A 9,829-nucleotide genomic window follows, 5' to 3' on the forward strand; every position below is an offset into this window, starting at 1 on the left:
AAGGCCCCGCCCGTGAGGGCGAGGCCAGGCGGGGCCGAAGGGACCGTCGGCCTTGAGTATGGGTGCCGTCAGGCGATGTCGCCGGGACCGGGTCCGCGCTTGTCGCCCGTCACCATGGCGCGCGCCAGGTTCTCGTGGTGACGGAAGGATGCCAGCACGACGCCGCCCACATGCAGCGCGGCGAGCAGCAGCATCAGGTTGGCAAGCGTCTCATGGACCTCCTTCAGCGGTCCCTCGACCTCGCCCCGCCCGCCGTATTCCCGCTCTTCACCGTCGTCGTCGGCCCAGGCGGGCGCCACGATGGCGGGCACGGACGGAAGCATCGCCAGACGGGCTTCGTCCTCCATAAGCCAGCCGGTGAAAGCCGTCCCCGACAGCGTAACCAGCAGCGCCACGACCATCGCCGCGCCCGCCGGGTTGTGGCCGAGGTAGCGCCGCTCGCGTCCGCGGGTCATGTCCCCGAGATAGGCCAGCGTCTCGCCAGGGCCTTTCAGGAACTGGGCGAAGCGCGCGTAGCGACTGCCGACGAGGCCCCAGACCAGCCGGAAGGCCACAAGTGCGGCGACGGCGTAGCCTGCGAACTCATGGACAGGTTGCAGCTCGTCCGCAGTCAGCCATGCGGTCGCGAAGGCTGCGACCAGGCCCCAATGGAACACGCGGACCAGCGGATCCCAGACACGGACCTTGCTGCTTGGCCCCGTGCTCATCTCTGGCCCTTGGTGTGAGATTGCGTCAGTCATCGTTGCCTCCTTCGCGATCCCGGCGGGGGCGATCGTCGTCGTCCTCGTCCTCGTATTCGAACTCGATCACCTGGAGCGTCGCCGGATGAACGGTCACCTCGATCCGGCGCCCCTCGGCGTCGCGGCCGTTGATCTCGTAGCAGCCGTCGTCGATCTTGATGCGGCGCACCGTCCAGCCGTTTTCCTCGGCCAATCGGGCGACGGCGTCGCGCGGCTGCCAGCCGGCCATCGGCACGAAGCAGTCGTCGTCCGCCAGCGCGACTCCGGCCGGGAAGACCGCGAGAAAGCCGAGAATTGTCAATGTCTTCTTCATGGGGTACACTCCTCGATGCGGCCATCTTGACGAAATTCATGCGCGGCGAAGCTGACGGCAGCCTGAAGGGACGCGACCACCCGCTTCAGCTTCGTGTCAGCCAGACGGATCATGGAGGGTCATCGGAAGAGGACGGGAACGAGCATGCGCATCCTGCTGATCGAGGACGACACGGTGCTTGGCGCGGCGGTGCGCGACCAGATCGCGGCCGATGGTCAGTCGGTCGATTGGGTGATGCGCCTCGATGCGGCCGGCGACGCTTTGAAATCCGCGTCCTATGACCTGATCCTGCTCGACCTGATGCTGCCGGACGGTCGCGGGATCGGCTTCCTGAAGAGCCTGCGCGCGCGCGGAGACGTGACCCCGGTCATCATCCTGACCGCGCTCGACCAGGTTTCGGATCGGATCGAGGGGCTGAACGCGGGCGCCGACGACTATCTTGTGAAGCCCTTCGATCTGGCCGAGCTCTCCGCCCGGATCGGATCAGTCGCCCGGCGCTACAGCGGCAACCCGAACCCCATCGTCAGCCACGGGCCGCTTGAAATCGACCTCGCCGCGCGCAGCGTTCACCGGGATGGCAAACCAGTGCAACTGACGGCACGGGAATGGGCGCTGTTCGACGCCTTCCTCGCACGCCCCGGTCAACTGCTGTCCAAGGCACAGCTGGAGGAGAAGCTCTACGCCTTCGATGCCGAGGTGGAGAGCAACACCATCGAGGTCCATGTCAGCCGCCTGCGCAAGAAGCTCGGGGCTCCGGTCATCGAGACCGAGCGCGGCATGGGCTACAGGCTCGGCAAATCATGAAATGGCCTGCGAGCCTTCAGGGCCGGCTCGGCCTGTCGCTCGGCCTGGCGCTTACGGTGCTGTGGCTGCTCGCGGCGACGGTAACGGCCGTGATCGTCCGGGGCGAGCTGAACGAGGTCTTCGACAGTGCCCTGCGGGAGACTGCGGAACGGATCCTGCCGCTTGCGGTGACCGATATCGTCGGGCGGGAAGATCAGGGCGTGACGCAGCGGCTCGCGCCCATCCGGGAGCACGACGAATTCTTCACCTACCTCGTGCGCGATGCCGAGGGGCGCATCCTGCTGCAATCGCACGCGGCCGACCCTGCCGTGTTCCCACCTTGGGACGGTCAGGGGTTTCGGCAGACCACCACCCACCGGCTCTACAGCGACGCGGCGCTTCAGGACACGATCCGGATCACCGTGGCCGAGCCGCTGGCCCATCGCGCGTCGGTCGCGCGTGAGATCCGGATGGGGCTCGGCCTGCCGCTGCTGATCGTCCTGCCGGTCGCGCTTGCGGCCATCATCCTGGCGGTCCGCTTCAGCCTGGATCCCCTGCGCCGGTTCCGTGCGCGGCTCGAGGCGCGTGGCGCCCGAGACCTGTCGGAGGTGCCTGCGGGTGATCTGCCGACGGAGATTGGTCCGCTGACCGAAACCCTGAACAGCCTGCTGGCCCGCTTGCGCGAGGCGTTCGAGGCCGAACGCAGCTTCGCGGCCAATGCCGCGCATGAGTTGCGCACGCCGCTGGCCGGCGCAATCGCCCAGGCGCAGCGGCTGAAAACGGAGACGCACGAGCCGGCGACCGAAGCTCGTGCCTCTGAGATCGAGGCGACACTCAAACGTCTGACCCGACTCTCTGAACGCCTCATGCAGCTCGCGCGGGCGGAAGGCGGGAGGCTGCGGGTGGACCGAAGCGCTGACCTGAGGGCGGTCGCCCGTGTGGTGGTAGACGATCTCGGACGCGCCATTGCGAAGGACCGCATCGCGCTTAGGCTGCCAGGAACAGCCGTCATGTCCGATATCGACCCGGACGCCTTCGCCATCCTGTGCCGCAACCTCATGGAAAACGCGCTCCGTCACGGAGCCGAGAACACGACGATCGACGTCACGTTGACCGCGGACGGGATGCTTTCCGTCGCGAATGATGGCCCGGTCCTCCCGCGCGACACTCTCGACCGCCTCACGACGCGCTTCGAACGGGCGAATGCAAGCACCGATGGCAGCGGGCTTGGCCTTGCCATCGTTGCGGCCATCGCAGACCGGATCGGAAGCTCGCTCGTATTGAAATCGCCGCGACCTGGTGGCTCTTCCGGTTTCGAAGCATCGCTCAGGTTGCCGACCGATGTTCTCGGGTCCGGGCTTGTGGTCGACGCGTAGTCCGCGACAAGTGCCGGTAACTCTGGGAGCGCCAGTCGCGCAGCCCGGACCATCGTCGCCCAAGCGGCGGGGACCTGCCATTGCTGTAGAGCTATCCAACGCCCGAAGGGGTCCACAGAGCGCCCGACGGTGCTCCCTTCAGCTTGGGGCGGCTTGTTGCCGTCGTTCGCTGCGGGTTTCACGAACGACTGCTAAGGGCGGATACTGTTGAAAAAGTCGGTTTGTTTTGTGGGATTTTCACGCTGCTGGAGACATAGCAGCCGTTTGGTCCCGGCTTTCGCCATTTGGTTTGCCGGAGGCCGGCTCTTTTGACCTTTCAAGTCATGCGCTGACCTCCTTTTGGACGCACTGCGGGCGAAGCTTGGCGAGTTTTCGGAGGTTCTGGGCGATGGCGGCGAGAAGGAATTCGTCCTTTGCGCCGTTCGGTCCTCGAAGCCTGAGCCGCGTGAGGTTGACCTCTCGCTGTGTGAGACTGCCAGTTATCTGAAGCTCAATGTTGTGGCAGTGCGCAGGCTTAGGGACGGAGGCTATCTGACGCAAATTCGGCGCCGCAACCCGGATACGAATTTTCAGAGGTTCTATATAACCAAAGCCAGCATCAAGCGATTTGAGGCGTTATACATCACGCTGGGCCAAATGGCCGATCTGGAAAATGTGGCCGCGATCCATCTTGCCCGGCGTCTTGACTGGGAGGGAATTCCGACGATCAGTTGCACCAGCGGATATGTCCGGGCTTATGAAAGGGGGAAGGTTTGCTGATGTGCTGGGGGCTATTTACATAACACGCCTAGGGGCTCTTGAAATATGAGCCAGCTTGTTCGAACGAAGCTGGCAGGTGTCTACAAATCGAGAGGCCCCTCACTTCCAAAATCACTCAGAGTCACAGGGTGTTCTCACGCATGACGAGAGACCGAAGATCGGATAGGTTGGGATCCGCATTGCCCAGCGCCTCGAGCGCGGAAAGGTACCACTCGGGCAGGTCCTGCGTTTTGAACGGGCGGGGCGGGAATTGTCCCATGGTCTGGCGCAGCAAAGGGTGATCCAGTGCTGGCAGTTCAAGGCCATGGGCCTGCCGGACACGTAAATAGGCAAATACCGTGGTTGGCCATAGCATGTGATGCCATGTGTCGATCTCATATCCCTCCAAAGCCCGGAGATTGCCATCAGGGTTCGGTGTCGTGAACGTGATGTGGAGATCACACAACGCGTCAACCGCCGCTTTCACCTTGGCCATATCTGTGGACATCACGCTGCGCGCGGCGGCGATGTATCCGGGCTCGGTTTCGAGAAACAGCGCCTCCCAATCAATCTCTTCACCCGCTTGTGCCGCGATCAGCTCATGCGCAAATGGCAATAGCTTTTGTGTGGGAAATTCCTCATCCGGAATCTCGGGCTTGGTTCCTCTCCGATTGCGCCAGAAAACCTGCCAACTATAGCCGGTCTCTTCTAGAACCTGACGCGACACCTCGCACAGTTCCGCAGCATTTGCCGCTTGTCCGATGGCAATCAGATCAACGATACAGCCGCCAACATTCGCCATGTCCGGTCCGATATCAGGGGATCGGAAATGAAGCCAGTCACGGCATTGAATCAAACGCTCGGCAAAGGCCATGCGGGCGACTTGAAAATCCGGTGGAAGCAGATCTGCGATATCGTCTTGCGCGAACAAATAGTCATCCAGTGCAACGCGGCTCTGCCACACGATGGCGCCCGCAAGTTGCACCAGAGCGATGCCGACATCTCCGTTCTCTTGTGCGGCGAACTCTTCAAGATCCATGCGGTCTATAGCCAAAGCTTTTTGAGCGGCTTCGCGCAGCGCTCCTGCGCGAAAGCCGCGCAATTCCGCAACGGTGTATTTGGGTTCGAGTGCCATATGTCCTACCAGGTTTTTGTTGCAATTTCCGGACGACCGCCCGCCGAAGATAGGTTGCCGGCATGGTCCATGACAACCTCGCCTTTGCGAAGATGAATTCCGGCACCGCGAGGACCGGCGGCAGCCAGCGCCGCGTTCAGAAAACGTTGGTCCGCCGCGCTCAGATTGGGGTAGTTCGAGGCATTGCGGGCCCGCTGCAAGCGGTCTCGCACATAGCCCAATGGCGACGGTGTTTTTTGACTTGTGCCGATGCTGGGAGGGCGACCTCGGACCCCCAGCGTCGATTTGACCTCGAACGCAACGAAATCGCCGACATTCGGGGGCGGCGGGGGGGCCGCATGGGCAACACGGGCAATTGCATCGACACCGTGGCCTGATGCGTTTTGGAACTGGTGCACGTCAGTGAAACGCACTTGCTTGCCCCAGATCGAGTCAAAAATCCCGGCCCCTCGCAAACGGGAGACAAAATGCGCCTCCCCCATATCACCGATCGTCTTGGACACCCGTTCCGCCAATGCGCCGCCCCACAGACCGTCGGTCTTGATGAAACGCTCGGCTTCGGCCTGATTGCGGGCGATAACCTCGTAATAGCTGTCGACTGTGGTCATCCCCTGAGTGGAGCCGCGTGTCGGAGCGACGACGCGCACCAGCCATTTGCCGGACGAAGAGGGATAGGGCGCGATTTCAACGGAATAACCTTTACGCAAGCGCGCAGCGATACCGGTCAACCGGCGGAACGTCGCACCGTTGGCGGTCGAGCGGACAGAGCCGTTTCTAAGAACATTCAACTTTGCCATGACTATCGAGACTGCGCCTCAAGGGGGATGCTTTCGGCATCAATGATATCGATGTCGCCCTCTGCCGGGGTGCAAGACGTCGGAATGGCCGATCTTGTCGCATAAAGCCCACCCGCCAAAAGCCCGACCCTGCCGCCGAAGCCGATCACGATGTTCAGTGTATTGAACACGATCTCTCCTGTCTGTTCGCCAGAACGCCCATTGCTCGTCCGCCCAAGATACCTGAAGGTTTCGCGCAGCGGATTATAGCCACTGCGCCGTCCGCCCATATATCCCGTGATGTATTCCACCCCCTGCGATGTCTCGAACAGGATCACGGCGGAGGCTGCCAGACGTGCTCCGACGGTTGTTGCAACACGCAGCGCAGCAGTCCCTATGCCAACTCCCATAAAGACCGAAACGATATTCAACGCGAACAAATCGGCGAGGCGGTTCTCTCGGTGCCGGGCCGCCTCATCTACAAAGCGAATAATCGAACGCGCCACGCCTGCGGCGTCGCCGATCGGGTTGATCTCGCGGGTGTGCCGCCCCCATCGCGCGACGACGTCGACCTGAAGGCTCATCGACACCTTGATCTCATAGATGGCATCGTCCATCAGACCCGGTGTCTCCAGGCGGGTGTTGTCGGGGCTATCGGTAAACCAGCCTGATCCCTGGATGATTTCCAATCCCTCGCTTTCAAAGACCAGCACGCAATAATGAGTTCTGCGGTCACCAACTTCGGGACGGGGTGGAAAGAAGTTGGTGAGCCAATCCATCGCGGCGTCACTGTCTTCGCCGCCTTTTTGGCGAACAAGCTCGTCGTAGACGTCGAAAATAAACTGCATTTCGGGGTCCTGACTTTGCATCAGTCGGCCCAGCGAAATCGACCCTGTTTCATGCTCGCCAGGGTATCCGAACAAATCCGACCAACCGTCCGCGTCAGCCCCTTCGGCAAGCGGAAACACAACCGGGCCGGGACACATCCCTTCGGTGCCTTCCGGGGTCGGAGACAGCTCGGTCTCCGGATCGTCTGCGGGGTCAACCAGTTCATCTTCCATGAAGAAGACCTTTCTCGCTAAATGGCGGCACACTCGATAACAACCTCTGTTTAAAACTAAATGCGTTGGAGGTCTTGCAAAAAATCCGGTTCAAGCAAAGGGTCGCTCATGTATCCCGCACCGTAAACGTAAGCGAAGAAAGCACTTATTGTACTTGGTTCCTCGACAGAGGCATTCAGCGTCGCGCGAACAATATCATCGAAGCTATCGCCCCAGAGGTTCATCGCGCGCCCATCGTTATGTCGCAACCAGTGTTCCAGAGATGTAAAACTTGCAAAAGCACCATCGTCGATCATCTCGCGCATGCGTGCCCTGTCCAGCTTGAACAAGACAGGTTCGATCTCTTTCAAGGTATCGAACAAATTCTGGCCCGTCGTGTCATGCTTTAACGCATGTCGTGATAGCCCAACACTCATGTATTTGGGATCATCCAGGAACCTGTGCCCCAGTCTCGTCATCGCGACAGCGAGACGACATCGGCCAAGCTCGCTCGTCATCCCGAGACCATAACTTTCGACCCAGGCAGCGCGCATATAGTTTTCCGAGATTGCATCCAATCCGGATCGCGCAGGGGTCCGGCGATGCATTACTTTATGGAGATAGTCGCAGCAGGTGCGAAAACTGCGCACGCGGTTGACCTGGGCCAGTCGCGCCTTGAGACTGCTGTCAATTACAGGCGTTGCCGCCTGCGCTGACGACTCTATGCGCGGGTAAGTTATGACGCGGCAATGGGAGCTGTTGCTGTCTGGGATCGCAATTTTATCAATGGTCTGATCTTCGCCGTTAGATGTCGTCAGAAATTTGCGCAAAAAAGACGGGTTGCAATGTAGCCAATCGACGAAGGTGCTGAATGCATCGCTTTCCCAGTATCGCAAGTAATGCCAATCCCCGCTATCATCCCGCAACCGGACAAACCTTTTCAGGTGGCGGGCAAGATCACCGATCTCGAGCGAACTGCGTAAAATTACGACAGGGTCTTTGCGCCACAAGCTGGTGAATGAGGGCTTGTCGGGCGCATCTGTAAACAGCGAACGTGTAAACGCGTCGTCCTCTGCGAGAGCGACCAGCCATGGTGCCGATTTTGCGAATTTTTCGCGCTGCTCACCTTCGTATAGGCATAAGGCCGGTGTGGGGCCACGGCTCAAGCGCAGGTCCAGATTATCGACCTTTCGAGCGCATATTAAGCCATAAAGATGGAGGGGCTCGCAAGAGAGCGCTTCGCTCAATTCAGGTGGTATAGATCGTGTTGGATACACGCCAAACTGTGAATCCAAAGGAGAGACGGATAGATGCTCGTCTTCGAAGCCCAGCCAGTGTCCAGCCAATGTTGCGGCACCGTCTGCCCGATCCAACACATCGATCCATATTCCATTGAATGCCGTGTGTTCTGGATTAAATTTAAGAACCTCTATGCCGACGGCTTCAGGCGTGCTCATAAACAGCAGTTGCCCGCCGATAGAGTCAAGTCGTGCGCGAAGCAGGGTATCTATCGCCTGAGGAGACGGTGCCGGACAATAGGCCTGTGTCCAAACCCTTTTCCGTTCCAATAATATTTCACACTGAGCGGAAAATACGATCATTTCGCCCCTAGGTTTTAAATGCAACGTCCCGCTCTCTCGCGGATATGGACGCAAATATACCGGGGTGCGCTTAATTGCCAACATGACAATTTCTGTTTGAGAGCGATGAGGGCCAATGGCGTCGCAGGCGTTATGATTGCTGGGGCTATTGCTGCCTCTGCCGCCGCAGCGCCTGTCATTTCCTGCGGTTTTCATAAGCGGTAGCTAAGCGCAGATACGGCTACACCTTAGAGCCATCGCCCATGTCATCTAAGATTTTTAATTTTTTGGGTCAGAAATGCTTGATGTTTGGGTCAGAATTGCGTGAGGGCGCTCACTGATTTGCCTCGATTTTCTCACCCGATTGGGTCAACTCCGCATGACGTTCCACAACATTTTTCCCTATCAAACACCTCTAAGGCCTTGAATGGTAAGGTGGTTTTTGGAGTTCGAATACCTTTCTCACGGGAATAGATAATTGGCTCCATAAAGGCCAATCTCAGGACAATCCGCTTCCATGCAAAATTCCCCTCCTGCCAAATCCTTTGTGGGCTTGATAAAAATGCGAGAGCGAGTTCGTAATACGTCCCTTTGCGTGTTTTTTCTTCCTGCGGTTTGGCGATCCGCTCTTTCATCACCAGCTTTTCTTGTTCCAAGGTGCTGATTTTCTTTTCATAGGCGGCAATCACCGCAGGCTGGCTGCTGTCCATGATCCGTTCCACGAGATTGGCAATCTGTCCGTCGAGCTTGACGAGCTGGCGCTTGGCGTCTTTGTGGTTCCAGCCAAAACCTTTGACGTTCCGCAGATGCAAAAAGCACAGACCAAACCCCCAACTCCTCTTGGCCGTTGTCAGCGCGACAAGCCAATCGGCGATCAGCTCGTTCTCAGCTCTGAGCGTCGGCTGATATCGATAGCACGTCTCACTGATGCTGAATGCTCGGCAGGCCAAAGCAATGCTGACGGACCGGTGCCGAACCGCCCACTCGGCCATCTCTCTGCGTTGAGACGGCCTTACCACTTTTTTCCAAGCGCTTCCTTCAACAGGTCGTTTTGCATGCTCTTCTCGGCATACATGCGCTTGAGGCGCTTGTTTTCCTCGTCGAGCTCTTTCATCCGCGCCATCAGGCTCGCATCCATGCCGCCATACTTCGAGCGCCATTTGTAAAAGCTCGCCGAACTCATCCCATGCTCACGGCACAGATCCGCAACCGGCACACCGCCTTCGGCCTGTTTCAAAATACTCATGATCTGAGCGTCGCTGTATTTCGATTTCTTCATCAGAATCTCCTCTTTTATCTTTCGAGAAAATTCTACTTTCAAACGCCCCTAAATTTCGGGGGGATTACC

General features: G+C 59.1%; 9 protein-coding genes and 1 pseudogene. 3 read left to right on the forward strand and 7 right to left on the reverse strand.

The window, feature by feature from the left end; all coding sequences use genetic code 11:
- Positions 1 to 68 precede the first annotated feature (68 nt).
- Both NH195_RS17665 and NH195_RS17670 read right to left on the reverse strand, forming a co-directional pair.
- Complete coding sequence (locus tag NH195_RS17665) at positions 69 to 740, reverse strand: cytochrome b/b6 domain-containing protein (protein ID WP_066710135.1); 672 nt, start codon at positions 738 to 740, stop codon at positions 69 to 71.
- The gene (locus NH195_RS17670) at positions 733 to 1,053 is read right to left on the reverse strand and encodes a PepSY domain-containing protein (protein WP_066710137.1); all 321 of its coding nucleotides are present in this window, start codon (positions 1,051 to 1,053) and stop codon (positions 733 to 735) included. The genes NH195_RS17665 and NH195_RS17670 overlap by 8 nt, the downstream gene beginning before the upstream one ends.
- A 144-nt stretch (positions 1,054 to 1,197) precedes the next feature.
- Here NH195_RS17670 and NH195_RS17675 point away from each other — a divergent pair, with 144 nt between their 5' ends.
- From NH195_RS17675 to NH195_RS21920, 3 genes are all read left to right on the forward strand, one after another.
- Positions 1,198 to 1,857: a response regulator transcription factor gene (locus NH195_RS17675; protein ID WP_066710138.1), complete on the forward strand. Its 660-nt coding sequence runs from the start codon at positions 1,198 to 1,200 to the stop codon at positions 1,855 to 1,857.
- Positions 1,854 to 3,212 carry an ATP-binding protein gene (locus tag NH195_RS17680; RefSeq protein WP_066710139.1) on the forward strand — a complete coding sequence of 453 codons (1,359 nt, stop codon included), beginning with the start codon at positions 1,854 to 1,856 and terminating at the stop codon, positions 3,210 to 3,212. Before NH195_RS17675 ends, NH195_RS17680 begins: the two co-directional genes overlap by 4 nt.
- A 339-nt stretch (positions 3,213 to 3,551) precedes the next feature.
- Positions 3,552 to 3,971, forward strand: coding sequence for a hypothetical protein (locus tag NH195_RS21920; RefSeq protein WP_066710141.1), 420 nt, complete (start codon positions 3,552 to 3,554; stop codon positions 3,969 to 3,971).
- Between the two features lie 121 nt (positions 3,972 to 4,092).
- On the opposite strand, the gene NH195_RS17690 is transcribed toward NH195_RS21920, so the two are convergent.
- The 5 genes and pseudogenes from NH195_RS17690 to NH195_RS20995 form a co-directional block, all read right to left on the reverse strand.
- Complete coding sequence (locus NH195_RS17690) at positions 4,093 to 5,085, reverse strand: hypothetical protein (protein WP_066710145.1); 993 nt, start codon at positions 5,083 to 5,085, stop codon at positions 4,093 to 4,095.
- A gap of 5 nt (positions 5,086 to 5,090) precedes the next feature.
- Positions 5,091 to 5,882 carry a hypothetical protein gene (locus NH195_RS17695; RefSeq protein ID WP_066710147.1) on the reverse strand — a complete coding sequence of 264 codons (792 nt, stop codon included), beginning with the start codon at positions 5,880 to 5,882 and terminating at the stop codon, positions 5,091 to 5,093.
- Positions 5,883 to 5,884: 2 nt separating this feature from the next.
- Positions 5,885 to 6,922: a hypothetical protein gene (locus tag NH195_RS17700; protein WP_066710149.1), complete on the reverse strand. Its 1,038-nt coding sequence runs from the start codon at positions 6,920 to 6,922 to the stop codon at positions 5,885 to 5,887.
- Between the two features lie 56 nt (positions 6,923 to 6,978).
- The gene (locus NH195_RS17705) at positions 6,979 to 8,502 is read right to left on the reverse strand and encodes a DUF4123 domain-containing protein (protein WP_162265894.1); all 1,524 of its coding nucleotides are present in this window, start codon (positions 8,500 to 8,502) and stop codon (positions 6,979 to 6,981) included.
- 742 nt (positions 8,503 to 9,244) lie between these two features.
- Positions 9,245 to 9,760: pseudogene (locus NH195_RS20995) on the reverse strand (transposase); the annotation flags it as partial.
- Positions 9,761 to 9,829 lie beyond the last annotated feature (69 nt).

Source organism: Celeribacter ethanolicus (assembly GCF_001550095.1).
GTDB lineage: Bacteria > Pseudomonadota > Alphaproteobacteria > Rhodobacterales > Rhodobacteraceae > Celeribacter > Celeribacter ethanolicus.